22 protein-coding genes are annotated in these 25,065 nt (G+C 69.9%); 6 read left to right on the forward strand and 16 right to left on the reverse strand.

Annotated elements, in window-relative coordinates; translation table 11 throughout:
- Window positions 1-192 precede the first annotated feature (192 nt).
- The 5 genes from ABZX92_RS34935 (at window position 193) to ABZX92_RS34955 (ending at window position 5,052) form a co-directional block, all read left to right on the forward strand.
- Complete coding sequence (locus ABZX92_RS34935) at window positions 193-1,341, forward strand: NADH-ubiquinone oxidoreductase-F iron-sulfur binding region domain-containing protein (RefSeq protein ID WP_355569088.1); 1,149 nt, start codon at window positions 193-195, stop codon at window positions 1,339-1,341.
- Window positions 1,338-2,195, forward strand: coding sequence for a 2Fe-2S iron-sulfur cluster-binding protein (locus tag ABZX92_RS34940; protein ID WP_355569091.1), 858 nt, complete (start codon window positions 1,338-1,340; stop codon window positions 2,193-2,195). The genes ABZX92_RS34935 and ABZX92_RS34940 overlap by 4 nt, the downstream gene beginning before the upstream one ends.
- An 82-nt stretch (window positions 2,196-2,277) precedes the next feature.
- On the forward strand, window positions 2,278-3,765 hold the full coding sequence (locus tag ABZX92_RS34945; protein WP_355569094.1) for an aldehyde dehydrogenase family protein: 1,488 nt from the start codon (window positions 2,278-2,280) through the stop codon (window positions 3,763-3,765).
- Entirely contained in the window at window positions 3,762-4,748 is a 987-nt protein-coding gene (locus tag ABZX92_RS34950; RefSeq protein WP_355569097.1) for an acyl-CoA dehydrogenase family protein, read from the forward strand. Before ABZX92_RS34945 ends, ABZX92_RS34950 begins: the two co-directional genes overlap by 4 nt.
- 25 nt (window positions 4,749-4,773) lie before the next feature.
- On the forward strand, window positions 4,774-5,052 hold the full coding sequence (locus tag ABZX92_RS34955) for a hypothetical protein (protein ID WP_355569100.1): 279 nt from the start codon (window positions 4,774-4,776) through the stop codon (window positions 5,050-5,052).
- Window positions 5,053-5,068: 16 nt separating this feature from the next.
- Here ABZX92_RS34955 and ABZX92_RS34960 read toward each other — a convergent pair whose 3' ends face one another.
- The 4 genes from ABZX92_RS34960 to ABZX92_RS34975 all read right to left on the reverse strand — a co-directional run bounded on the left by ABZX92_RS34960 (window position 5,069) and on the right by ABZX92_RS34975 (window position 12,033).
- Entirely contained in the window at window positions 5,069-5,854 is a 786-nt protein-coding gene (locus ABZX92_RS34960) for a hypothetical protein (protein WP_355569103.1), read from the reverse strand.
- Between the two features lie 245 nt (window positions 5,855-6,099).
- The gene (locus tag ABZX92_RS34965; RefSeq protein ID WP_355569106.1) at window positions 6,100-8,289 is read right to left on the reverse strand and encodes a lantibiotic dehydratase; all 2,190 of its coding nucleotides are present in this window, start codon (window positions 8,287-8,289) and stop codon (window positions 6,100-6,102) included.
- A gap of 59 nt (window positions 8,290-8,348) precedes the next feature.
- Window positions 8,349-11,030, reverse strand: coding sequence for a BTAD domain-containing putative transcriptional regulator (locus tag ABZX92_RS34970; protein ID WP_355569109.1), 2,682 nt, complete (start codon window positions 11,028-11,030; stop codon window positions 8,349-8,351).
- Between the two features lie 280 nt (window positions 11,031-11,310).
- Window positions 11,311-12,033, reverse strand: coding sequence for a DUF2071 domain-containing protein (locus ABZX92_RS34975; RefSeq protein ID WP_355569112.1), 723 nt, complete (start codon window positions 12,031-12,033; stop codon window positions 11,311-11,313).
- 79 nt (window positions 12,034-12,112) lie between these two features.
- Between ABZX92_RS34975 and ABZX92_RS34980 the strand changes: the two genes are divergently transcribed.
- Window positions 12,113-13,417 (forward strand): nucleobase:cation symporter-2 family protein, encoded by a 1,305-nt coding sequence (locus ABZX92_RS34980; protein WP_355569115.1) that lies wholly within the window; start codon window positions 12,113-12,115, stop codon window positions 13,415-13,417.
- Here the strand turns inward: ABZX92_RS34980 and ABZX92_RS34985 are convergent.
- From ABZX92_RS34985 to ABZX92_RS35040, 12 genes are all read right to left on the reverse strand, one after another.
- Entirely contained in the window at window positions 13,392-13,676 is a 285-nt protein-coding gene (locus tag ABZX92_RS34985; RefSeq protein WP_355569118.1) for a PASTA domain-containing protein, read from the reverse strand. The two genes, ABZX92_RS34980 and ABZX92_RS34985, sit on opposite strands and share 26 nt — an antisense overlap.
- Before the next feature lie 37 nt (window positions 13,677-13,713).
- Window positions 13,714-14,283, reverse strand: a complete 570-nt coding sequence (locus tag ABZX92_RS34990; RefSeq protein ID WP_355569121.1) for a hypothetical protein — start codon at window positions 14,281-14,283, stop codon at window positions 13,714-13,716.
- Entirely contained in the window at window positions 14,270-14,914 is a 645-nt protein-coding gene (locus tag ABZX92_RS34995) for a TetR/AcrR family transcriptional regulator (protein ID WP_355569124.1), read from the reverse strand. The genes ABZX92_RS34990 and ABZX92_RS34995 overlap by 14 nt, the downstream gene beginning before the upstream one ends.
- 8 nt (window positions 14,915-14,922) lie before the next feature.
- The gene (locus tag ABZX92_RS35000; protein ID WP_355569127.1) at window positions 14,923-17,250 is read right to left on the reverse strand and encodes a glycoside hydrolase family 3 C-terminal domain-containing protein; all 2,328 of its coding nucleotides are present in this window, start codon (window positions 17,248-17,250) and stop codon (window positions 14,923-14,925) included.
- Between the two features lie 547 nt (window positions 17,251-17,797).
- Window positions 17,798-18,172: a hypothetical protein gene (locus ABZX92_RS35005; protein WP_355569130.1), complete on the reverse strand. Its 375-nt coding sequence runs from the start codon at window positions 18,170-18,172 to the stop codon at window positions 17,798-17,800.
- A gap of 10 nt (window positions 18,173-18,182) precedes the next feature.
- Entirely contained in the window at window positions 18,183-18,761 is a 579-nt protein-coding gene (locus ABZX92_RS35010; RefSeq protein WP_355569133.1) for a hypothetical protein, read from the reverse strand.
- Window positions 18,748-20,349, reverse strand: a complete 1,602-nt coding sequence (locus tag ABZX92_RS35015) for a substrate-binding and VWA domain-containing protein (protein WP_355569136.1) — start codon at window positions 20,347-20,349, stop codon at window positions 18,748-18,750. The genes ABZX92_RS35010 and ABZX92_RS35015 overlap by 14 nt, the downstream gene beginning before the upstream one ends.
- 23 nt (window positions 20,350-20,372) lie before the next feature.
- Window positions 20,373-21,515, reverse strand: a complete 1,143-nt coding sequence (locus ABZX92_RS35020; RefSeq protein WP_355569139.1) for a toxic anion resistance protein — start codon at window positions 21,513-21,515, stop codon at window positions 20,373-20,375.
- Between the two features lie 2 nt (window positions 21,516-21,517).
- Window positions 21,518-22,591: a hypothetical protein gene (locus tag ABZX92_RS35025; protein ID WP_355569142.1), complete on the reverse strand. Its 1,074-nt coding sequence runs from the start codon at window positions 22,589-22,591 to the stop codon at window positions 21,518-21,520.
- Window positions 22,592-22,696: 105 nt separating this feature from the next.
- The gene (locus ABZX92_RS35030) at window positions 22,697-23,365 is read right to left on the reverse strand and encodes a winged helix-turn-helix transcriptional regulator (protein ID WP_355569145.1); all 669 of its coding nucleotides are present in this window, start codon (window positions 23,363-23,365) and stop codon (window positions 22,697-22,699) included.
- Between the two features lies 1 nt (window position 23,366).
- The gene (locus ABZX92_RS35035) at window positions 23,367-24,023 is read right to left on the reverse strand and encodes an alpha/beta fold hydrolase (RefSeq protein WP_355569148.1); all 657 of its coding nucleotides are present in this window, start codon (window positions 24,021-24,023) and stop codon (window positions 23,367-23,369) included.
- On the reverse strand, window positions 24,020-24,952 hold the full coding sequence (locus ABZX92_RS35040; protein ID WP_355569150.1) for an LLM class flavin-dependent oxidoreductase: 933 nt from the start codon (window positions 24,950-24,952) through the stop codon (window positions 24,020-24,022). Before ABZX92_RS35040 ends, ABZX92_RS35035 begins: the two co-directional genes overlap by 4 nt.
- Between the last annotated feature and the right edge of the window lie 113 nt (window positions 24,953-25,065).

Below are 25,065 nucleotides of genomic sequence, written 5' to 3' on the forward strand. Positions count from 1 at the left end.
CGTCAGCCATGCCGGTCCGCGCAGCCTCGGCCCGGCGACCCGGTTCGTCGTTGACCACGCGCCCTGTCCGGTGCTGCTGGTCTGGCCAGCATAAGACACCGACGGCGGCTGCTCAAACGAGTCGGCGTCGTCGATCCCGAGTCGCTCGACGACTACCGGGCCACCGGCGGCTATCACGCTCTCCGAACAGCATTGCTGCTCGGGCCTGCCGGGGTGATCCGCGAGGTCAGCGACGCCAAGCTGATGGGACGCGGCGGGGCGGCGTTCCCGACCGGGCGCAAGTGGAGCGCGACCGCCGGACAGCCGGTACGGCCGCACTACCTGGTGTGCAACGCGGACGAGAGCGAGCCCGGCACGTTCAAGGACCGCCTGCTCATGGAAGGCGACCCGTTCGCGGTGATCGAGTCGATGACGATCGCCGGGTTCGCCGCCGGGTGTTCGCGCGGCTACCTGTACCTGCGCGGCGAGTACCCGCGAGCGTTGCACCTGCTGCGCAACGCGATCTCGAAGGCGCGCGAGCGGAACTTCCTCGGCGAGAACATCATGGGCCACGAGGGTTTCTCGTTCGACATCGAGATCCGTCGTGGCGCGGGCGCGTACATCTGCGGTGAGGAAACCGCGATCTTCAACTCGATCGAGGGCTTCCGCGGGGAACCGCGCTCGAAGCCGCCGTTCCCGGTGGAGAAGGGCCTGTTCGGCAAGCCGACCGTCGTCAACAACGTGGAGACGCTGGTCAACGTGCCGGTGATACTCACGGAGGGCTGCGAGGCCTACACCCGCATGGGCACCGACGGGTCAACCGGGCCAAAGCTCTTCTGCCTGTCGGGAAATGTGAGTCGTCCGGGCGTGTACGAGGTGCCGTTCGGCACCACGCTCGGGGAACTCCTCGATCTGGCGGGTGGCGTGCCGCCAGGCCGGGAGCTGCGAGCGGTACTGCTCGGCGGGGCGGCAGGCGGGTTCGTTCGCCCGGACGAGCTCGACCTGCCGCTCACCCTGGAGGACGCGCGCGCCGCCGGCACGACCCTCGGCTCCGGCGTCGTGCTGGTGCTCGACGACACCGCTGATCTGGGCAGCTTCCTGCTCAGGATCGCCGCGTTCTTCCGCGACGAGTCGTGCGGGCAGTGCGTGCCGTGCCGAATTGGAACTGTCCGGCAGGAAGAAGCGATGCATCGGCTCGTCGGCAAGCGTCCGCTGAGCACCAGCGCGGCGGATCTCCAGCTGCTGCGCGAAGTCGGGCAGGTCATGCGCGACTCGTCGATCTGCGGCCTGGGGCAGACCGCCTGGAACGCCATCGAATCAGCGCTCGATCGGCTCGGCTACGCGGAGGAGGCGGCGAAATGACGATCGTGGAAATCGGCCTGCCGAAGCGTTTGGTCGAGATGACGCTGGACGGCGAAAGCGTTCGCGTGCCTGAAGGTGCGACGATTCTGGACGCCTGTACGGCGTCCGGGAAGTCGATCCCGACGTTGTGCTACGGCGACACTTTGAAGCCTGCCAACGCTTGCCGCGTGTGCATGGTCGAGGTCGAGGGATCGCGCACGCTCGTGCCGTCGTGCTCGCGCAAGGTCGAGCCCGGCATGGTCGTGCGCACCGACTCCGAGCGCACACAACACAGCCGCAAGCTGGTGCTGGAACTTCTCGGGTCCGCCACGGACCTGTCCACCACGCCGCACGTGGACGAGTGGATGTCGGCGTGCGGCGCCGATCCCTCTCGTTTCGGTCCGGACGCCGAAACGAAGCTCCAACCCACCATTGTGGACAATCCGCTGTACGTGCGCGACTACGGCAAGTGCATCATGTGCTACAAGTGCGTCGACGCGTGCGGCGACCAGTGGCAGAACAGCTTCGCCATCTCGGTGGCGGGCCGCGGGTTCGACGCGCGGATCTCCACCGAGTTCTCCACGCCGTTGCCCGACAGCGCTTGCGTGTACTGCGGCAACTGCATCGAGGTCTGCCCGACGGGTGCGCTGAGCTTCAAGCGCGAGCACGACAAGCGCGAGGACGGCACCTGGGACGAGACCGCGCAAACCCAGACCACGACCATCTGCACGTTCTGCGGTGTCGGGTGCAACCTCACCCTGCACGTGCAGGACAACGAGATCGTGAAGGTCACTTCTCCGCACGAGAGCACTGTCACGCACGGAAACCTGTGCATCAAGGGGCGTTTCGGCTGGCAGCACGTGCAAAACCGCTGATCGCGCAACACTTCGGGAGGGCGCTCCGATGTCGTTGATCCTCAAGCCCGGAACTTCCTGGAACGACGTGTATTCGCAGTGTGTGAAGGTCGCACCCGAAGCGTTCCACGACGATCGGCTGCTCAACCACTTCGCCGGCGGGTGGAGTCGTTCCGGCGAACCGATGCCCGCCACCAGCCCGGTCGACGGCTCCACCATCGCGGGACCGCCGTTCCTCGACTTCGACGTCGCGGGACGGGCGGTCGTCGCGGCCGTCGACCAGCACATCGAGTGGGGCAACGTGCCTCTCGCGGAGAGGAAAGCCCGGGTGTCGTCCGCATTGGACGCACTGACCGAGCACCGCGACCTGCTGTCGTTGCTGCTGGTGTGGGAGATCGGCAAGCCGTGGCGGCTCGCGACGGCCGACGTCGACCGCTGCATCGAGGGTGTCCGCTGGTACGTCGAGGAGATCGACTCGATGCTGGCCGGGCGCAAGCCGTTGTCCGGCCCGGTCAGCAACATCGCCTCGTGGAACTACCCGATGAGCGTGCTCATGCACGCCATGCTCGTGCAGGCGTTGGCGGGCAACGCGGTCGTCGCCAAGGCGCCGACCGACGGTGGCGTGAGCTGCCTGACGCTGGCGACGGCGCTGGCGGTTCGTTCAGGGCTGCCGTTGACGTTGGTCAGCGGCAGCGGTGCCGAGCTGGCACCGGTGCTGGTCGGGTCGTCGTTCCTCGGCTGTGTGTCCTTTGTGGGCGGTCGTGATGTCGGCAGCGCCATCGCGACCCGGCTGGTCGACTCGAACCGGCGGCATGTGCTGGAGCAGGAAGGCCTGAACTGCTGGGGCATCTGGGAGACCGACTCCTGGGACATGCTCGGCACGCAGATCCGCAAGGCGTTCGACTACGGCAAGCAACGCTGCACCGCCTACCCGCGGTACGTCGTGCAGCGGTCTTTGTTCGACAAGTTCCTGTCGGTCTACCTGCCGGCGGTCCAGGAGGTCACCTTCGGGCACCCGCTCGCCGTCACTTCGCCCGACGACGAGCTGCCCGTCCTGGACTTCGGGCCGTTGATCAACGACGCGAAGGCCAAGGAACTCGGTGACGTCGTGGACGAGGCGATCCGGGCCGGCGGTGTGCCGTTGTACCGCGGATCGCCGGACTCGGGTCGCTTCCTGCCCGGTCAGCAGACGGCGGCCTACCTCGCCCCGGTCGCGATCCTGGACCCGCCGCGGTCGTCCGTGCTGCACCACGCGGAGCCGTTCGGGCCGGTCGACACGATCGTGCTGGTCGACACCGAGGCCGAGCTGCTGGCCGCGATGAACGCGTCGAACGGTGCCCTGGTCGCGTCGTTGGCCTGTGACGACGAGGCGACGGCGAAACGGCTCAGCGAGGACGTCCAGGCGTTCAAGATCGGCATCAACAGGCCGCGCTCGCGGGGTGACCGGGACGAGGTGTTCGGTGGCCGTGGAGCGTCGTGGCGCGGTGCGTTCGTGGGTGGCTCGTTGCTGGTGCACGCCGTGACAGAGGGCCCGCCGGATGAACGGCCGTACGGCAACTTCCCGTCCTACTCGCTCTACCCGCCCACGTGACGTACCGGGCGGACCTGCTCCGCATCGTGCAGAACGTGGTGGCACCTTCGGCCGCCGATGTCGACCAGCACGCCCGATTCCCGCGCGCCGCCCTGAACGCTCTGGGGGCGCGCGGCCTGCTGGGGATGACGATCTCCCGCACGGTCGGCGGGGGAGGACAGGATCTCCGTTCGGCCGGCCGGGTGGTCGAGGAGATCGCTCGGGTATGTGGCGCGACGGCTTCCGTGTTGCGCTCGCACTACTCCGCGGCCGCTGTGCTGGACCGTTCCGGCCCGCACTGGTTGCGCGCGGAGATCGCGGCAGGGCGGCATCTGTCGACGCTGGCGGCTTTCGGTGCGAGTGGCGAGGTGTCCACGCACGGCGACATCGTGCAGGTCCGGGCGCGCAAGAGCTGGGTGATCGCAGCTGGCGAGGCGGACAGCTACGTCTGGTCGTGCGGGCGGGCGTTGCTGCTGGTGCCCGCTGAGGCGCCGGGGTTGCTCGTGCCCGCCGATCACGCCGGAATGGGGCTGCGGGGGACCGTGGCCACCTGCGTGCGGGCGGATCCCGTGCGGGTGCCCGCGTCGAACCAGCTGTGGTCGGAGGAGCTGGCGTTTCCGTGGTTCCTGGTGCTCGGGGCGGCGGTGTCGTTGGGGCTGATGGAAGGCGCATTGGCCGCTGCGCTGGGGCATCTGGGCGGTGGCGATCCGCGGACCCGCGCTGATCTGGCGCGGATGCGGCTGCGCACGGACGAGATTCGGGTGGTCTACAACGACACCTTGTCGGCGGTGACGTGGCATCCGGAGCGGTCTGCCGACCGGGTCCGGCTGCTCGCGGTGACCGCTACCGAGGCGGCCGTCGCGGTGACGGACCTCGCGATGAAGGTGTGCGGCGACGCGGCTTTTCGCCGGGATCTGGGCATCGAGCGCAGGTTCCGGGACGCGCGGGCGGCGGCGGCGATCGAACCGACGGTGGATTCTCTGCTGGATTCGGTGGAGGTCTGATTGGTGGTTCGTTAGGGTCGCGAACATGTCGCTGCCACAGCAGACTCCCTCCAAGAGCCCTGTGCTGGGGCTGACCGCGCTGGTTCTCGGGCTGGTCGCGGTCGTGGTGCCGTTCCTGCCGATGAACATGACCGGTTTCCGGCGTTACGTCGGGCTCGTCGGCGGGCTGATCGTGCTCGTCGTGGCGGTGCTCGGGCTGGTCGGCGACCGGCGCGGCAAGCCGATGGCCGCGATCGGGCTGCTGCTGGGGCTGCTGGCGGTGCTGGTCAGCGCGATGATGTTCGTCGGTGGCCGCCCCTACTGAGACCAGGGGTAGGTGCTCACGCCGCGTCGTCCAGTGCGGCAAGGGTTTGCTGGAACGCTTCCTCCGCCGATCGCTGGTCCGGGGCGGCGCGGTTGAGGTGGGCGGTGCCGTCGCGGCCGGCTTGGGCGAGGCCGGTGGCGGCGAGGGCGGCGCAGGCGACCGCCTGTGCGGCCGTGGCTTCCACTGCCCAGGCCACGAGGTGGTGGCTGTCGCGGATCTCGGCCTTGTAGGCGCCGCGCGCGAGTCGTTCGACGTAGACGACGGCCGGCACCGCGAACCGCCCGGTCAACGCCGTCCACCACTTGCGGGCGGCGGGGTCCGCGGCCCACTCGCGGTCGTCGACCGGTTCGCCTGTGAGGCGGAAAGCCGCGTGGCGCAACGCGGTTCCGGTGGCGTGGAGCAGGTCGATGCCGTCGGACTTGAGGGCGGTCAGCGCGGCGTTGAGGCGGGCTTCGGCCGCGGTGGTGCCGATGCCGAGGGAGTCGCCGGAGAGAGCGAGCCTGGCCGGGACCTGGGGGAGGCCGCCGAACGTCGGAGGGTCGGCGAGGCCCAGTTCGGGATCCGTGAGGGCGTCGAGCAGCTGCCACGGATCGCCGTGGACGGGGTTGGTGACCACCGGGTGGTAGGTGGCGCGGAGAGGATTCGCCCGTGCGACCAGGACCTTCGGACAGGGGGTCTCCGACGCCGGGTCCGGAAGCCCTGCCACGGCGCGAACGAGGCGGCGCACGGCCGCGGATCCGATGAGAGCGGCCAGATCCGGCGCCGGTTCTCCGGTCAGGCCGAGTCTGGCGACGGTTCGCATAGTTGCTTCAGTGTCGAACGAATTGAATTCCTCGATGATGGGAAGCACGCAACCGACGTCTGCTCCGCAACCTGCCAGGACGACCACATGGCCAGCGGAAAGCACGAGTTCGCGGGTGGTCAGCTGCTCGTGGGCGATCGCCGGCCAGACAGCTTCGGCTGCGCGGGCCGCTGCCTCTGCCAGCGGTCCGCTTCCCTTGATCTCGATCGTCGCCCGAGCATCCAGCGGGTTTGCCACGACGTCGCTCACTCGGCTCTCCGGTAGGTCTCCGCGAAGATCTCCAGGACCTGGCCGGACGGGACCGGCAGGGCCTCGGTGAGCTGGACGCGGTGGTCGCCGCAGCGGGTCAGCAGGCGCGGCAAATCGCGCAGGTGCAGGGCGTTGGTGAGATCCACGTACTGCGGTTTCGGGCCGACGAACACCTGACCGGGCAGACCGCGGGAAGCCCGGAACCGGGTCACCGAGGCGACCTCCGCGGCGTCCAGGGCAGCAGCGGAAAACTCCCACGTGCGACGTGCCAGCAGGACATCCCGGTAGCGCAGGCGGTCCGCGAACAGCACGTCACCGGAGTGCGAGAAGGGGCGCAGCTGGGAGAGATCGGCCGCACCGCACGCGAGGTCGGCGTGCAGTGCGGCGACCCGGCCGGGCAGCGAGTCCGGCGGGAGGTGGCCGAGGTACAGGACGTCGACGACCGTGCCGGAGCGTCGCAGCCGGAGCTCGTCGCGTTCCTGGTCGTGGCACAGTTCGAACGCGTCCGGGGTGTGGTCGGCCCAGCGCGGATCTTCGCCGATCTCCACACGGCTGAGCAGCGGGTGCAGGTTCGGGTTGAAGCCCTGCACCGGGCGGTACTCGGCGAAGCCGTGCGGGAACACACCGTCCAAAGTGGCCCGGACGGACGCGTACGCCTCTGGTGGCAGCATGTCCAGGAAACGCGAGGGGAAGCGGCCGAAGCCGGCGTGGATGTGGTTCACCACCAGGCCTTCCGGAGAGGGCTGGGCGACGAAGCCGTACGACACAGGGCGGGTCTTCATCCACGACGGCAGCAGGTCGGCGGCCGCTTGGACGGCCTCGTCGGTGATCACGCCGTCCACCACCAGGTCGGCGACCTGGGCGCGGCTGGCACCGAGGCCGCCGCTCGGTGCGGAGGCCAGCGCGTCCAGCAGCAGCTGCGAGCACTCGGCGAGCCGTGCGGAACCACCGCGGCCGAACTCGACGACGAACTGGTCGCGGACGTGCCGGCGGATCGCGAGGTGCCGGTCGAACAGCATGAGCAACGGCGTCAACGCGGCCAAAGATCGCACACCGTCGTACCCGTACGCACGGCCGAGCCGAACGGGTTGCGGCAGCACGAGATCCTCGCTCACCGGCACGATGCCGGTGAGGTCGGCACCGACCGCCGAGCCCAGCGACTCCCACCCGGCGATCAACGCGGCCAGCGCGGCGGGCCGTTCCGACGACGAGAGCTCACCGAACGCCACCGTCGAGTGGTGGAGCGACAGCACGCGGTCGGCGAGCTCAGGCCGTCCGGTGTCGCGCAGCCACGAGGCCAGCGACGGACACGCGGCAGGGTCCTGCGGATCTACCGGCAGCACAGGGATCAGCAGCTTGATGTCGAGCAGCAGCTCGACGAAACCCCGGGCGCGGTGGGACTCGTCGTCGGGCAGCCGGGTCGCGAGCGCGCCGGCGAGCTCGGACGGGCTGATTCCCTTGGGGTTGGCCGAGGTCAGGCCGATGATGAACCTCAACGACGGACTGGACGCCAGCTCCACGTTCTCCTCGGCGCACCGATGCGACGGGCCGGAAGCCGGGACGTCGCGGAGGAACCTCGTCCGGCCGTCGTCCTCGTGCACGCCGGGTGCGAGGCGGTGCGGGTGGTCGAAGAGCCGGGTGCGATCGGAGACCAGAGCAGCCGTCAGGCGGGCCAGCAGCAGCTGGTCGACCTGCGGCACGGAAACCGGGGTACCCCAGTCGGGCGTCGGCGCGTCGGCGGACCAGGTGCCCCAGCCGATCGCGCGGCGCGACGGTTCCGGCGCGAGCACCTCGCGTTCGGCGGCCAAAGCCTCCGGCTGCAGCCGCGAGACCTCGCCGACCAGCCCGCCGAGCGAGTCCATCAGCTCGAACCACGTGTCCAGCTCCGGAATCCGCAGCGACGACGCGGCCGCGCGCAACGCGGGTTTGGTCGTGCGCCGGTTGTGGACATCACCGCGCAACGGCAGCACGACGCGGCGGTGGACCTCGGAGGTGTGTGTGCTCGCGCTGTCGTGCAGCAGATCGCACAACGGATCGATCAGCGCGTGCAACCGGCTTTCGGTGTCCGCCAACGCCTCCACCGCCCGACGGAACGGCGCCGAGGCCGTGGCACCGTCCGGGTGCGGCAGGGTCGCCAGGCGCACGAGTGCGTACGGTGCTGCTTCTCCCCGCACGCGATCGGTCATGCGGGCAGGTTCGCAAGGCGCGATACGGCTCGGATCGCGCTTGGCTTGATCGCGGGCGGCTACAACCTGGCGCGGACCTCGTCGGCCTTCGGCTCGCCCAGTTCCTCGAACAACGTCACGGACTCCAGCCAGCACTTCTCCGCGCCCCGCCGGTCACCGAGACCGTCGAGCGCCAGCCCGAGGTTGTCCAGCGACTCGGCCTGCCCGTAGAGGTCGCCGATCGTGCGGAACATCTCCAGCGCGCGCTCGACGTACGACACGGCCTCGGGGAAGTCGAGCAGCCCGCGGTAGACCTCGCCGATGTTGTTGAGCAGGATCGCCTCGCTGTACGGGTCCTCGATCTCCTGCCGGATCTCCAGCGACCGCAGGTACCGCTCCAATGCCTGCGAGAACCGCCCGGCGTCGGCGTGCAGCAGCCCGATGTTGTTCGAGATGACGGCTTCCGTGTGCAGGTCGCCCAGCTCGCGGGCGATCTCGGCGGCCTGCTCGTAGCACGCCAGCGCGTCGTCGACCCTTCCGACGACCATGTACGCGATGCCGAGGTTGTTCAACGTCGGTTCCTGCCGCGACTTGTCCCCCATCGCGCGGAAGATCGCCAACGCCTGCTGGTAGCACTCGATGGCCTCGTCGTGGCGCCGGATCTCGCGCAGCCCGATGCCGAGCGTGATCAGCATCCGTCCTTCGGCACTGCGATCACCGACCGAACGTGCGGCCGCCAGAGCCACGGTGTGCGTGTCGATCCAGTCGGCCCAGTGCTTGCGCAGGTTGAAGAAGTCCCACAGGCATTGAGCGAGGCTCCAGCACTGCTCCGCCAGTCCGTGCTCGGCCGCGTCCCGGATCGCGGCCACGAGGTTCGCGCGTTCCGTGTCGCACCACAGCAAAGCGGCGTCGCGGTCGGCGAACGTGCGCGGGTGCACGGCCGGGTCCGCGGTGCCGATCTCCAGCTGCCGCACCGGGTTGAGCTGCAGTTCGGCGTGCCACGAGGTGTGCACGTACCAGTCCAGCACACGTCGTCGCGCCAGATGCCGTGCGGGCGGCGGTTCCGCGGCCATGACCTGCTCGACGGCGTAGGCGCGCAACAGGTCGTGCAGTCCGTAGCGGCCGGGAGTGTGCTGCTGCAGCAGGTGCTCGTCGAGCAACGTCTCCAGCAGGTCTTCGGTCTCGTACGCGGTCAGACCGGCGAGAGCGGCGGCGGACTCGGCGGTGACGTCCTCGCCGGGGTGGAGGCCGAGCAGCCTGAATAATCGGCGCTGGTTGTCGGGGAGCGCCTGGTAGGAGAGGTCGAAGACGCCGCGCGCGCCGACACCGCCTCGCTCCAGCTGTGCTGCCAGGTCCGGCAGAGTCCACTGTGGACGGCGAGCGAGGCGTTTGGCGGCCAGTGCGACCGCGATCGGCAGGTGCCCGCACAGCTCCGCGACCCGAACGGCTGCCTCGCGATCCGCGTCGATCCGGTCCGCGCCGGCGATCCGGGAGAGCAGCGCGACCGCCTCACCGGGCGTGAAGACGTCCAGGAAGAGCGATCTCACGCCGTCCAGCTTGAGCAACGTGCGGCGGCTGGTGATCAGCACGAGACACGACGCGCTGCCCGGCAGCAACGGCCGCACCTGGTCCTCGCCCGCCGCGTTGTCCAGCAGCACCAACGCCCGTTTGCCCGCCAGCCGGTCGCGGTAGAGCGCCGCCCGTGCCTCCAGCGACTCCGGAATCTGCCCACCCGGCACACCCAGCAGACGCAGGAAGCTCTCCAGCACGGCAGCGGGATCGGCCGGCAGCTCGTCCGCGTCGAAACCGTGCAGATCCGCCCACAGCTGGACATCCGGGTACCGCTGCACGAGCTGATGTGCCGCCCGCACGGCGAGTTTGGTCTTGCCGACACCGGCCATGCCCTCGATCGCGGAGATCACGACCGTGGTGTGCGGTCCCGGTTCGCACAGCTTGCGCAGCTCCGCCTCACGCCCGGTGAACTCGGCGATGTCCATCGGCAGCTGCCGGTGTGCGTTCAACGCGGCGGGTGAAGGCACCCGGCTCTCCAGGATCACCTGCTGCAGCTGCCGCAGTCGGGCGCCCGGCTCGACACCGACCTGGTCGACCACGTGCCTGCGGGCGGCCGCATAGGCCTCCAGCGCCTCACCACGACGGCCGGAGCGGTCCAGCGCCAGCATCAGCTGGGCCCACAGCTCCTCGCGCAACGGGTGCTGCGCGGTCTCGCGGCGCAGCCGGTCGATCACGTCGTCGAACCGGCCGAGTTCCAGTGCCGCCTTGGCATACCGCTCGACCGCCGTCAACCGCCGTTCCTGCAGCCGGGTGAACTCCGCGCGCAGCAACGGTCCCGCGCTCAGCTCGGCGGCCGGGGTGCCGTGCCACCTGGCCAGCGCCTCGGCGAAGAACCCCGCCGCCGCCTCGGCGTCGGCCTCCTCCACCGCCTCCTCGCCCTGGCGCACCAGCGAGTCGAACGCGTCGAGGTCGAGCTCGCCGGGCTCGACGACGAGCTGGTAGCCGTGACCGGGCCGGGTGATCAGCCGATCGCCGAGGACCTTGCGCAAGCCGGCCACATATGTGCGCAGGTTCGACTCGGGCGAAACGGGCGGGGAGTCCCAGACCGCCTCGGTGAGCTGTGCGACGCTGACCGCCTGGTTGGCGTGCAGCAACAGCATCGTGAGCACCGCTCGCTGCCGGGGTCCGCCCAGCTCCAGCGGCGTGCCCGCCCGCCTGACCGCCGGCGTGCCGAGCAACAGGAACTCCACCGGCGCATCTCTCCTCATCGTTCGGGACTGAGCCATCCTCGCGTATCCGGACCGACCTGTGCGGCGCCTGGGCGAAATCTGTGCGCGCCGCCTGGCACCTTTGTACCCAGATCCGGTACCTGCGCCGCCGGGCCCGAACTCCCGGGACAGGGGGTCGGCGCAGTTGCCGGGTCCGGTTCCCCCAAGAACCCGGCCGACGTGTGAAAGTCACCGCGCACGTCGGCCACCTTGAAGCCGGTGGCCCGGCAGGGTCCCCCAGACTGGACCGGGCCACCACCCTTCACGCCGTGGGGACGCCGAACCTCACCGGCACACCTGGCGAGAACAGCACGCTGACCGGCGGCCCTGGTGGGGCTTCGAGACCGGACGCGGCCACCAGATCGTCCTTGAGCTCCAGCAGCTCGGCTTCGTGCAGCGGCCACTCGGGGTGGTCGTTGGGCAAGTAGATCGTTCTTCCGTGCCACCCGACGTGCAGACCCCACCGGGCGGTCAGGAATCGTTCGAGGTCACCTGGGGTGATCGGTTTTCCGGTCCGGACCACCACCCGGCTCGACGCGCCCCGAGGTTCCGGCCAGATGCGTTTCGACGTGTAGGTGAGCACGTCGTCGAAGCGGTTCAATCTCATGGACGCCCACTTGTAGGGCAGCCGGGCGCTGGTCCGGGCGCCGAGCACGGGCACGAGCCTGCTGGCGTCGAGCGACAGGAACACCACGCCGCGCCTGCCTTGGCCGTCGACCGAGTAGAGCCGGACGTTGGTCTCGCAGAACGTGCCGATGTAAGGCAGCCGCGGCCCGACCCGTCCGCCGATGGGGTGCATCCGGAACGGCACGAGCCCGATGTACGTGACGCCGTCCAGCAGGTCCGGCACCGTGCCTGCGGGCAGGAACCGCGCGACCTTCTCCGGCTCGACCGCCCAGTGCAGGAACGTGACGTCACGCCACCACTGGCCGACGGCGGCGAACCGCACGGGACGCGGCGTCTGGGGCGTCACCGGCTCGGTCATGTGCCTGAAAGTACCGCTGAGCGGGCGACTTCTCGTTCGCGTGACGCGGGCGCAACGTCCACCGGCTACGAAGAGGTCCATGGAAACCGCCCTGAAGCATCCGGTCGACGAGGTGCTGCCACCCGCGCGGCTCGGGTTGCTCGGTTTGCAGCACGTCCTCGCCATGTACACCGGCTGCGTCACGGTGCCGCTGGTCTTCGGTGCCGCCGCGGGCCTCGACACCCACACCATCGGGCTGCTGGTCAACGCCGACCTGCTGGTGGCCGGCCTGATCACGCTGCTGCAGGCCGTGGGCATCGGCAACGTTCTCGGCGTCCGGCTGCCGGTCGTGGCCGGGGCGACGTTCACCGCCGTGACGCCGATGATCCTGATCGCCGGGCAGTACGGCGTGCAGGCCGTTTACGGTTCGATGCTCGCGGCCGGGGTGTTCGGCATCTTGATCGCGGTGCCGTTCGCACGGGCGGTGCGGTTCTTCCCGCCCGTGGTGACCGGGTCGGTGATCACGGTGATCGGGTTGTCGTTGATCGGGGTCGGGGCCGGGTTGATCACCGGGTTCGACTCGGCGCCCGACTACGCGGCGCCGTCCCGGCTGGCGCTGGCGTTCGGGATCGTGCTGGCCATCGTGCTGGTCGGCCGGTTCGCGCGCGGCCTGCTGGGCCAGCTGGGCGTGCTGGTCGGGCTGGTGGGCGGCACGCTGGTCGCGATGGCGTTGGGCATGACCGATTTCTCCGGTGTCGGTGGTGCCGCGTGGCTCGGGATCGCCCAGCCGTTCCACTTCGGCGCGCCGCACTTCCCGGTGGCCGCGGTGATCTCCATGTGCGTGGTCATGCTGGTGACCTTCACCGAGTCGACCGCCTCGATGCTCGCGGTCGGCGAGATGACCGGGCGTGCGGTGACTTCCCGGGACCTGGCCAGGGGGCTGGCCGCCGAGGGTGTCTCCGGCGTGCTCGGCGGTGTCATGAACGGGTTCCTGGACACCGCGTTCGGCCAGAACGTCGGCCTGGTCGGCATCACGAAGGTGCGCAGCCGGTACGTCACCGCGGTCGCCGGCGGCATTCTGGTGGTGCTGGGCCTGATCCCGAAGCTCGGCGCGATCGTCGCGGCCCTGCCCGGACCGGTGGTCGGCGCGGCCGGGCTGGTCATGTTCGCGACCGTCGCCGCCCTGGGCATCGGGATCCTGCGCACCGTCGACTTCGAGAACACCGGGAACCTGCTGATCATCGCGGTGACGATCGGCATCGGCCTGCTCCCGGTCGTGGCGCCGAAGATCTACCACTCGTTCCCGGCGTGGGCACAGGTGATCGCGGGCAGCGCCATCACCAGCGCGGCGCTGACCGCGTTCGTGCTCAACCTGTTGTTCAACCACACTCGTCGAGATACTTAGTGGCTGCACGACGTTCTGGCAGCGGACGACGCGGCTCGCGGACTCCGCTGCCGTCACCACCGCCCTCGACCCACACGGTCACGACGTCCCAGCGTTCGGCGCGCGTGCCCGCAGCAGGTTGCTGCGCCACGACGACGCCGTTCATCAGGGGATGGGGACTGTCCGGATCAGGACCCTGCAGGAGCAACCCCGCGTCGTGGCCTGCCAGCCACGCGTCGAGCGCCTGCTTGCCGTGGAAGTTGGGAACCACCACTGTCACATGACTTCACCCGGCGTCGACGATACCGCAATCCGGGTCAGATCCGCGGGCGAACCGGTGCGTCGGAGGGCAACCCGAACGCGCTGAGGGCCTTGGTGACCGTCTCGTCGTGCAGATCCCGGTACTGCGTTCGGCGCAGCTTCTTGGCACCGAGCCAGGAGAAGTGGTCGTCGATCCATTTCGCGTTCGGGGCACCGTCGGGCGCCGGCTCCACGCGGCGCACCTCGACCGGCTGGGGAGCCGAAGTCACGGTGGCGATCCTGGGCACGGTCTCACCGCTGCCGATGACCAGTTCCCCGGCCACGGCGGTGAACTCCTCGCACACCGTCTGGAGCCCGACCGTCGACTCGTCCGCGTTCTCGTCCGCCTCGATGATCTCAATGGCGCAGAACCACCCGACGCGCTGTTGCACGTACTGCGCTTGCAGAACGCCGTGCCAGTGGTTCTGTTCGAGATGACTTTCGACCGACGCGCGCACGGCCTGTTCCCGTGCCGGGTCCAGTCCCGGTCCCGACCGGCCGAACACCGCGATCGCGGCAGCACCTGTCAGGACGATCGCGGAGCAGAGCAGGACGAGCACGCGTGGCATGCCCTCAAGGACGTCCACCCGCGCCGATGGTTCCCCAGCGGGCGCGCAGGGTGTCCGTGAAGGCCTCGAACTCCGCGGCCATCGACATCTTGTCCGGGTCGAGCAGCCACTGCTGCTGCAGGCCGTCGATCACCGCGATCGTGGTGCGGACGATGGTGTTCACGGGCGCGTCCTGGCTGATCTCGCCGCGCTGCTGTCCTGTGTGGACGGCGTCGGTGAGCCAGTTCCGAATGCCTTCGTAGTGTTCGCGGATCCAGGAGTGGGCCGGATGCGAGGGTTCGGTGGCCTCGGCGGCCAGGCGGACGAAGAGACCGATCAGCTGCGGGCGGGTCGAGTTGCGGGCGACCAGGGCCGTCAGCGCGTCGAACGCCGCCCAGCCCAGCGGTGGACCGGTGACCCCGGACAGGAAGTCGCCGTCCTCGCGGTCGCGTTCCTCCAGCACGGCGGCGAGCAGGGCCGCCTTGCTGGGGAAGTGGTGCAGCAGACCGGACTGCGAGAGCCCTGTTTTCGCGGCCACGGCGGCCACCGACGTACCGCGGAACCCGGACGTGGCGAACAGCTCGGTGGCGACGGCGACCGCCTTCGCCCGGGACTCCTCACCCGAGACGTCCACCCGTGACTTGGCCCGGTACCGGGGCGGGAACGACACGGCTCACCTCACTCCTGGTCAGCGGGCAGGGTAACCCGGACGTCACCCAGGCCGCGGGCGACCAGCAGCTCGCCGCCGCGCAACGGGTGCCAGCCGTCGTCCCAGACCCGTTGCACCCGCGCCGAGCACGGCACCTCGACCCGCACGGTCTCGCCCGCCTCGACGTCCGCGACCGCCCATCCGATCAGCCGCACGGGTTCGCTCGCCGGCCGCAGGTAGACCTGTACGACCTCACGGCCGGAGCGGTCGCCGGTGTTGGTGAGCTCCAGCGACACCGCGCTGATCACACCGTCCACAGTGGACGCGGATGCCGTGCCGTACTCCCACGTCGTGTAGCCGAGGCCGTGGCCGAACCAGAACAACGGCTCGGACGCGCCGCGATACCCGATCGCGGTGCCCTCCGCGTAGGGCAACGCGCCGTTCGCCGGCACCACGCTCAACGCGTCGGAGTCGGCCCGCGGGAACGTGGTGACCAGCCGCCCGGCCGGTTCGATGTCGCCGAGCAGCGCGGCCGCCACGGCGTCACCGGCTTCCTGGCCGGGCAGGCCCGCCCACAGCACGGCGTCGACCTGGGCGAGCCAGGGCATCAGCACCGGCGTCGCGGCGTTCACCACGACCACCGTGCGTTTCGCGGCGGCCGCCACTGCGGCGACGAGTGCGTCCTGCTCACCCGGCAACGCGAGCGTCGTCTTGTCGAAGCCCTCGGTCTCCTGCTCGTCGGTGAGGCCGACGACCACCACCGCCACCTCGGCCTCGCGCGCGGCCCGCACAGCGGCACCGATGGCGTCGGCGGGAGGGCGGGGGACCGGCTGGGTGATGAGACCGACCAGCGCCGAAGCCTCGCGCACCCGTGCGGTGATCCGGTCGCCGGGGGAGAGGAGCACCTCGGTCGTCCAGAAAGGCGGCTTCAGCAGCGCTTCCTCCACGATGCCGTCCGCCCACGCCAGCCGGGTCGCGTGCTGCTCGCCGGCGACCTCCAGCGTCCAGTCGCCGAACCCGCGCACCCCCACGAGCATCCGCGCCGGTTCGTCCAGCACGACCTCGCCGGACACCTCGATCGACGCGGCCCCCTGTGCCCACCCGCCGTACGCCGCTAGCTCGGCGATCTCCATCTCCCGGGACGCCAGCACCTCACCCGACGCGTCGAACGTAGTGGCCCGGATGTCGCGCAGCACGCCAGGACCCGGTGCGGCGTGACGCAGCCTCACCTCCACACCGTCCACAACGGACACGCGATCGCCCAGCAACGACGTCAGGCCGTCGGCGATGCTGATGACGTGGGGTGGCCGCAGCCCGGCCGAACCGCCTCCCTGGGCGACGGTGTCGATCGCGTGCCGGCCGATCAGCGCGACCCTGGGGTCCTGCAGCGGCAGCACGCCGTTGTTCGTCAGCACGGTCATGCCACCCGCGGCGAACCTCCGCAGCTGCTCACGCCTGATCGCGCTGTCCGGTGCGGGCACATCCGCCGGCCACTTGCGTTCGCCGCCGAACGCGCCGGTGCGGGAAGCGAGGAGCAGCAGCCGGCTCAGGTGGTCGTCGATGACCGACTCCGCGACCTCGCCCGCTTCCACGGCCGCGACCAGCTTGTCCTCCCACGGCCCGCCGGGACCGGGCATGACGAGGTCGAGCCCGCCGTTCGCGCTCTCGGCCGTGGACTGCGCGGCGAACCAGTCGGACATGACGAGGCCGTCGAACCCCCACTCGCCCTTCAGCACGTCCTCGACCAGTTCGGTGTGCTCGGTCGCGGGGATGCCGTTGACCTTGTTGTAGGCAGCCATGATCGCCCACGGCGCGGCGTCCTCGACGACGATCTCGAACGGCAGCAGGTACACCTCGCGCAACGTCTTCGCGTCGAGCTCGGAGCTGACCGTGCGCCGCTCGGTCTCGGACTCGTTGGCCACGTAGTGCTTCGGCGTCGCCGCGATGCCCTTGTCCTGCAAGCCTTGGACGTAAGCGGCGGCGAGCGTGCCGGTGAGCAGCGGGTCCTCGCTGTAGGCCTCGAAGAGCCGCCCGCCGAGCGGCGTGCGGTGCAGGTTGATCGTCGGGCCGAGCACGACGTGCACCTGCTGCGCGGCCGCTTCGTCCGCGAGCACCTCGCCTACCTCGCGGGCCAGCGTCGTGTCCCAGTGCTGGGCGAGCAGCGTGGCGTTCGGCAGCACGCAGGCGATCACGCCGCCCCGCAGCTCGGCGCCGCGGACACCGGTCGGGCCGTCGGACAGCTTGAGCGACGCCAGCCCGATCGCCGGCTCCGGCCACAGGGCGAAGAGCGCGGATCCGGTCAGCAGCCGCACCTTCCGGGGCAGGTCCAGTCCGGCGATCGCCTTCTCGATGTCCATGTCTTCGAGCACACCAGATGTGCCGACCGAGTGGTCGGTCGGTATATCTCGTTGTGACCGTGTGGTGATCTGGTAGTTATGTAAGCGCTTTCCATTGAAGCCGGAACCGGGGCGTCGTGGCGGCTTCGGCTCCGGTGTACGACTTCACGTCGCGGATAGTGGCGGGGCCGCGCGGGATTTGTCCGCCGCGCTGGGGTTCCCGGGCTGGTCTCGGCCGGTGAAGGCGATCTGGGAGCTGTTCACCGGTGCGGCGATGGTGCTCACGGGGCACGTCGGGTGGACCTGCACCGCCGAGGCGGGGGATGCCGGGATCCCGCTGCTCTTCGTGATGGACTTCCTGCTGGGCGGGGTATGGGCGCGGCGTTCACCCCGTCCCTCAATTGGTTCAGCACAAGCCCGCCCTGCTCTTCATGTCGAAGGACCACTGGCGGGCTCGGCGCCACCGGATGCCCGCTCGTGTCGTCTGGGCGCGTCCGACGGCTGCGAATGGTCGCCGGCGCGGGCGTGCTGTTGCTCAGCCTGGCCGGGGTGGTGTTCAGCGTCGCGTTCAGGCTGCCTGGTGCGGGAACATCGCGAACGACAGGTCGTCCGTGAGCGGTGTGGACATGTGACCCTCGCCCTCGGTGTCCTCAAAGGACAGCAGCGCGCCCGGCCCGAACTCGCGGCGTTCCCCGTCCGACACCGTCACAGCCGCCCGGCCGGTCAGCACGACCAGCCACTGCTTGCGCGGGGCGACGTGCAGCTCCCACTCCGGCGTGCCGCCCGCCGGTTGCTCGACGACCAGCATCGAGGATGCCTGGAACGGGCCGGACACGAGCAGCGGTGGCACGCCCTCGACCGTGACCGTCGGCGTTCCTTCGACCTCGACGTCCTCGAAGGCCGATTTGCCGTTCTCGTCCGCGAAAACCCTGACGTAACGCATGATCGTCAGCCTACTCGCGATCTTCGAGGTAGCGGGTGTGATCGGCTTGGCGTTGCGCGTCGGCCGCGTGGAAGCGTTCCGCGACCCGGACCGCGTCCGCCTTCAGGAGATCCAGCTGCCGCACCAGTTCCGTGCCCGAACCACGCGCGGCGGAGTACCACCACGGCAGGTTCACGTAGGTCTGCACGGACAGCGGCAGGTCGGTGCCGACGAGTCTGGTGACGGCGTGCAGGGCGTCCGGATCGGCGCGCAGTTCGCGCGGGCGGTCGAGCATGCCGCGCAGGATCTCGGCGATCTCGCCCAGCTTCGGCTTGATCTCAGCCGGAACGTTGAAGCCCTGCACGCGCAGCACCAGCGCGTCCAGTTCGGACCTGAGCTGACCGGCCTCCTCCTCGGGGTCGGTCACCAGGATGATCCGCTCGGGTGGCGCGGCGAGGGCGCCGACGGCGTAGAGGCCGATCACCACGACGACCCAGTAGGAGCCCGCGAGCCCCGCGAAGTGCAGGAGCAGGCCGATCAGGCCGCCCGTGCACCCCGCGAGGTTCTTCCAGGACGCCAGGTAGCGCGGCACCGGGTTACTGGTAGCCACGGATCTCCTTGAACGCGGCCGACAGCGAGCGGCTGCGGGCGTCGAACACCTTGCCACCGCTCATCTTCGCGAGCCGGTCCATCTCGCCCGTGGCGCTCTCGCCGAACAGCACCGGGAAGATCGGGATGCCCTTGAGGTTCTGCGGCAGGGTGCCGTGGAACGTCTCGAACTGGCCGATGTCCTCGCTGCCGGTGTTCTCGCCGTCGGTCATCAGCACGATCGAGGTGAACCGGTCCGGGTCCGCGTTGATCTGCTGGCGCAGCACGTCGTAGCCGCTGCGCAGGCTGCTGTAGATCGCGGTGCCGCCGGCCGCGTCCAACGACGTGGCGGTGCCGCGGATCTGGTCGAGGACCGGGCGCGGGTCGTCCGCCCGCACCTCGTACTTCAACGCCGGCTGCGCGGTGCTGTTGAACGGCAGCAACGTGACCTGCTCGCGGCCGTGGAACCGGTTGAACTTGCCCGCGAGCGACTCGTCCGCGCCGGTCAGCCCGACCAGTGCCTGCCGGAGGCCGTCGATGCGGTCGCCCTGCATCGAGCCGGACGTGTCGAGCACGTAGAGCGTGCGGGACGGGCGGCGCAGCTGGTCGAAGTACGTGGTGATCAGACCGTCCACAGCGGACTGACTACCGGGGAACGGCAGTTCGACCAGGTCCTTCACCGCGAACTTGCCGTCGAGCGGCACCTGCGGCGCGGCCGGGCGGCGGTGCGTCGTGTCCATGATCCTGCGCTGGGCGTCCGGGCTCTTCAGGTAGTCGGAGAGCTTCTGATGGGCCTCGCGAGCCGCCGAGGACGCGGACGTGAGCAGGGTCAGCGGGTAGTCCGCGGTCACCACGCCGTCGCTCGGGTAGACCAGGGTCAGCGGGTCGTTCTGCGACAACAGGACCGACTCGTAGTTGATCAGACCGTCCACTTTGGCGCCCGGATCCTCGCCCCTGGCCCTGCGCCCGTAGGCCTCGGACAGCCAGCCGGACGAACCGGCCGACAGCGTCTGGGCCGAGAAGAACTGCTTGAGCTGCGGAGCGACCGCGTTGATCTTGGCCGCGTCGAGCGCCGATCCCGAACCGGACAGCGCGGCCGCGACGCCGACCAGCGCGGAGAAGCCGGAGTTCGATGCGGACGGATCCGTCATGCCGTAGGTGAACTTCTGCGCACCCGCGGCTTCGGCGATCTCGGCCCAGCCGACGCGCTTGCCGTCCCAGCCCAGCTCCGCGACCTTCTGAGCGGGCAGGCCGAGCACGACCGGAGAGGACATGACCTTGGTCGGGGTGCCGAGGCGCTTCTGGGCCTCTGGGACCAGTTCCAGGTAGCGGTTGGAGGAGAACCAGACGGCGTCGAAGCCCTGTTCCACGGCACCGCTCGCGACCTTCTCGGCGCCGTCGATCGTGCCGGAGAAGCTGAGCTTCACGGTGATGCCGGTGGCTTTGGCGGCTTCGTCCAGAATCGGCTGCATGTCGGCCAGTTCGCTGCCGGCCAGGACGCGCAGGACGCCGGGGGAGGGGTCGCCGACCGGTCTGGCCGGGTCTGCTTCGTCGGAACATCCCGCCAGCAGCGCCAACGCGGCTGCCAGGGGGACGAGGCGGCGGATCATGCTGGCTCCTGGGGAGTGGCGGGTCAAGACTGCTCACCGGTCTCGCGGACCCGGCTCAGGTGGTCGTGGGCGCGCCGGATCTCGGCGTCCAGCGCGGTCACGGTGCTGGACATCGAGTCGGCCGCGCGGGCCTTGAACGTGTCGATGGCGTCGATCGCCGCGTAGATCTGGTCGAACGAGGTCCGAACCGCTTCGATGCCGACCGCCGGCGTCGAGGCGATGCGCTGGATGTCCTGTCCCTGCAACGACATCAGCGTCGCGTTGGACTTCAGGATCGAGTCGGTGAGCCCGCGCACGGCGTCGACCTGGTCGATCACCTCGCGCTGCCCGGCCAAAGCCGCGGCCACCGCGACACCGATCCGCAACGCCGTGACGGTCGTGCTGACCGCCCGTTCGATGCCCTTGATCAGCTCGTCGTTGTTGCGGCGTACGACGTCCAGCGCCAGGTAGCCCTGCGCGCACACGGCGAGCTGGGTCAGCAGGTCCTGATGCCGTTGCCGCAGTCCGAAGAGGACATCAGCGCGCAACGCGTTGGCGCGTCCGGGATCCGACAGGTCGAGGATGTCCACCTGCCGTTGCACCGCCTCGTCCATCTCGGCAGCCAGAGCGGCGTCCTGCGACAGCTTCGTCATCAGGTCCCACAACCGCTGGCGCTCGCCCTTGATGGCCGCGTTGTCGCGTTTCAACGCATCCTGGCCGGACCGCAGCTTCAGCACGATCCGGTTGACGGGCTCGTCGGCCGCTCGCAGCCTGGCCAGCAAACCCCTGGCCGCGTTGCCGCCGGGGATGAACCCGAGGATCTTGCGGCTGGTCAGCTTGGTGAGGTCCTGCGGGTCCAGTTCGCGCACCGACCGGCGCAGCTCGACCAAACTCGTCGACACCCGCGTGGTGTTGGGGGACGACACGGAAGCCAGCGTGCGGTCCAGCATCCGGCCCGCGATCTGGGCCGCCACCCGCATCTCCGCCTCGCCGAGCACCAGTGCCTGGTCGACGATCCGGCTGAAGTCCGGTGACTGCGGATCGACCGCGGCCAGGGCGGAGATGAACTCCTGCGCCCGCACCGACAGCTGGACCTTGGCGTCGTCCGCCACCGGAATCAGCCCGGCCGCGCGGTCCACTGGCACGGGCTCGACGGGATCCGGTGGTGTGAGCACGAAATCACTCATGATCAGTACTGCTTCGCGATGGCTTCGAGCATCCGCTCCAGCGTCTCGTGCGCGGGCGGTTCGACGACGTCCACGATCGTCTGCGGCACGGTCAGGTTCTTCTCCTTGGCGATGTCGTTGAAGTGCCGGGGATCCGACGTGCGGAAGCCGAACGTCGCCGCGAGCCTGCCCAGCTCGGCGTCGGACGACAGCAGCTGCCCGACCTTGTCCCCGTTCTCCCGCAACGGCACCAGCGTGTGCTTCGAGAGCACGGTCGGCGCCGGGTAGAGCAGCTTCATGTCCGGCCGGATCGTCGAGTCGGCGCGCACCACCCGGTCGACGAACTGCGCCTCGTACGCGAGCACCAGCGGCGTCTTGCCCATGCCGGCGGACAGGTAGTCCTCGAACGGCCCCTCGCTGCTGCTCTGCGTGTAACCCTGGTCCAGGAACAGCTTCGACACCGCCGGCAGCACCTTCGCCTCGGCGTCCGGCGAGCTGACCACGCCACCGTTCGCGACGAACGACGTGATCGCCAAGTACATCGCCGCGGAGTTCGAGTCACGCGGATCCGTCGTGGTGACCAGCAGGTTCTTGCGCGCGGGATACGCCGTGTTGCCCGGCAGCTGGTCCCAGCGCGTGCTCTTGGCGGCGAGATCCAGGTATGCCTGCACGTCGAACGTCTGGTAGCCCGGCCCGGACTTCACCACGCCGGCCTTGGTCAGCAGATCGACGATCGGGTCGAACGTGGCGATCACCATCGGCGACGAGAACGGCGCGTACGTCCGTGCTGCCTTGCGATCGCGCTGGATCTTCTCCGCTGCCGGTGCTGAAGAAGGGAATGCGAAGTCGTACGCGTTCAGATCGGTCGCCGTCGCGATCTGCCGCGACCCGGCCGGATCCACCTCGACCTTGAGCCCGTGCTTCGCGAACACGTCCTTGACCCGCTGGTCGGCGAAGAAGGCGAGCTTCTCCGAGCCGATGACGCCGCGCACGGTCTGGAGCTGGGCCTGCTCGTCGCCGCCCTGACCCAGGACGATCGCCACGACCACACCCACCAGCAACACGACCGCGAGCCCGATGCCGAGCGTTCTCTTCACTGTCCACCTCTGCCGAAAGCCCTGTCAGGGAGCAGATCCTTCGTCACTTCGACGCCGTTACAGGGGCAGTCGTCGCAATCGTGAGGTGAACAGTCGATGAACGGCCTAGTCGCGTTCGCGGGCGGGCGGCAGCGGGAAGAGCTTGGTCAGCTCGCGCAGGGCCGCGCGGTCGCCGGACGCCGACGCGGCGCCGGTCTTGATCGCGTCGGCGAGAGTGAGGCGCTGACCGGTCACGTCGACGAACGCGTCCTCGCCGATCGTGATGACCGCATCCGGGTGCTGTGCGGGGCCGTGCAGCGCCTCGATCGTCCCGTCGTCGACGCGGGCGTGGAAGACCTCGTCGTCGACGCGGAACTCGTACACCGCACGGAGCCCGGCGGCTGCCTCGGCGTCGAAGCAGGCACGAAGACCGAGCACCGCCCAGCCGGGGTGGAACGTGTCGGTGTCGTGCCGCTCGCCCATCGCCCACCTGAGCCCCCACCGAGCGAGCGCCAGGACCGGCGCGCCGAGCTCCTCGCCGGCCTCGGTGAGCGCGTACGCGGGGGTGCGGGCGGGCGGCGGGAGCGTGATCTTGCGGGCGAGCCCTTCCCGTTCGAGGTGCTTCAGCCGGGCCGCCAGCAGCCCGGTGCCGAGGCCGCGCAGGCTGGCCTGGAGGTCACCGAACCGCTTGGGCCCGGTCAGCAGTTCGCGGATCAGCAGCAGCGTCCAGCGCTCACCGACGATGTCGAGGGTGCGCGCGGTGGCGCAGTACTGGTTGTACGCTCGCTGGTCCACTTCAACACCCTAGAAGCAGCGGGACCAGCGGTTCGGGGTGGGTGAGCATCACGTCGTGCGGGCCGTCCAGCGCCAGTGTCTCGTAGCCGACCGCTGCGCCGAACTCGTCGAACGGGTAGGTGCGCGGCCGGCAGCAGATCGCGGTTCCCGGAATCCGGTCGACCGCTCCGGTCAGCCGGGTGGGTTCGGTGAACGTCCGCAACGGCTGGGGCAGCAGGCGCGGGGCCAGCCAGGCCGCGGCTTCGGGATCGGTGATGCCGAAGGCCTCCGGTGCGGGGGCGGGGATCTGCCCGCGGCTGTCGGCGGCGGCGCGGACTGTCCGCGCGAAGGCATCGGGGGCGAGGCTGACCAGGCTGGCTCCGTCCTTGCCCGCCCAGCCGTCGACGAGGACCACGTGGCGCACGGCATCAGGCCGTGCGTCCGCGGCTTCCCGGACGACCAGGCCCGCGTAACTGTGGCCCACCAGCACGATGTCGTTGTCCTGCATCGTGTCGACGGTGGTGATCACCGTCTCGGCGTCGTCGTGCAGCCCGCGGTCCGCAGGGGTGGTGAGGTTGACGGTGATCGTGTGCGTCCCGGCGGCGCGCAGCAAGGGCACGACTCGGTCCCACGCCCACGGGCCGTGCCAGGCGCCGTGGACGAGCACGAACGTGGTCATCGGTGCTCCTCCTCGCGCAGCAGGGGCAGCACTTGGCCGGCGAGCTCGTCGAGGTTCTCGTCGGTGGTGAGGCGGACGACCACGTGGCGAACTCCGGCCGCGGCGTACCCCGCGAGCCACTCGGCGGCCTGGTGCGCGGTGCCCGCGAACATCGCCTGGATCGAGGCCACGGCCTCGAGCGGGGCGTTGTAGTAGCGCTCGATGCTCGTGCGCAGGCGTTGGCGCGCCCTGTCCGGGTCCTCGTCCAGGCAGAGCGTCGCGTACAGGGCCGGGACGATCGAACGGGAAGCCGCCTGCTGGACAGTCGCCAGTTCCTCCGCGTACGTCGTCGTCTCGGGCGGATAGGGGAGCCAGCCGTCGGCGAGGCGGGCCACGCGCCGCAACGCCGGTCCGCTTCCCGCCAGCCAGATCGGCGGACCTCCCGGGCGGAACGGCGGAGGAGTGAGCCGCACGTCCGTGAAGCTGAAGTGCTTGCCGCGGTGGGAGATCGCCTCGCCGGACCACAGCCGCCGCATGACGTCGATCGACTCCTCCAGGCGGCTGACGCGGCGGTCGAACGCGACGCCGACCGCGTCGAACTGAGCCCGGGTGGCCGGGTTCGGGAACCCGCCGCCCATGCCCGCGACGAGCCGTCCCTCCGCGAGCCGGTCGAGGGTCGCGAGCTGGTGCGCCAGCAGGATCGGGTGGCGCAGTGCGGGCAGCAGCACCGCCGTGCCGAGCGTGACCCGTTCGGTCGCCTGGGCCACGGCGGCCAGCAGCACCAGCGGGTCCGCGCGCGGTCTGGTCACGGGGCTGTCGCCGGCCCAGACCGAGTCCAGTCCCAGTTCTTCCGCCTTGCGTGCCAAGGCGACGAGCCGTCCCGGTTCGTGGCGTCCCAGCACGGCGTCGTCTCGCGTCGGCAGCAGATAGCCGACTTCCAGCTTCGTCATCGTCCCTCCAGAGCCTCGTCGATGAACAGCATCGCCGTCGTGATCACGTTGGTGCTGACCGACCAGCCGTGGCAGGAGCAGGCGTTCGAGGCCGGCTACATGCCACAGCCGAC

This window comes from Lentzea sp. NPDC006480, assembly GCF_040611995.1.
Classification (GTDB): Bacteria; Actinomycetota; Actinomycetes; order Mycobacteriales; family Pseudonocardiaceae; genus Lentzea.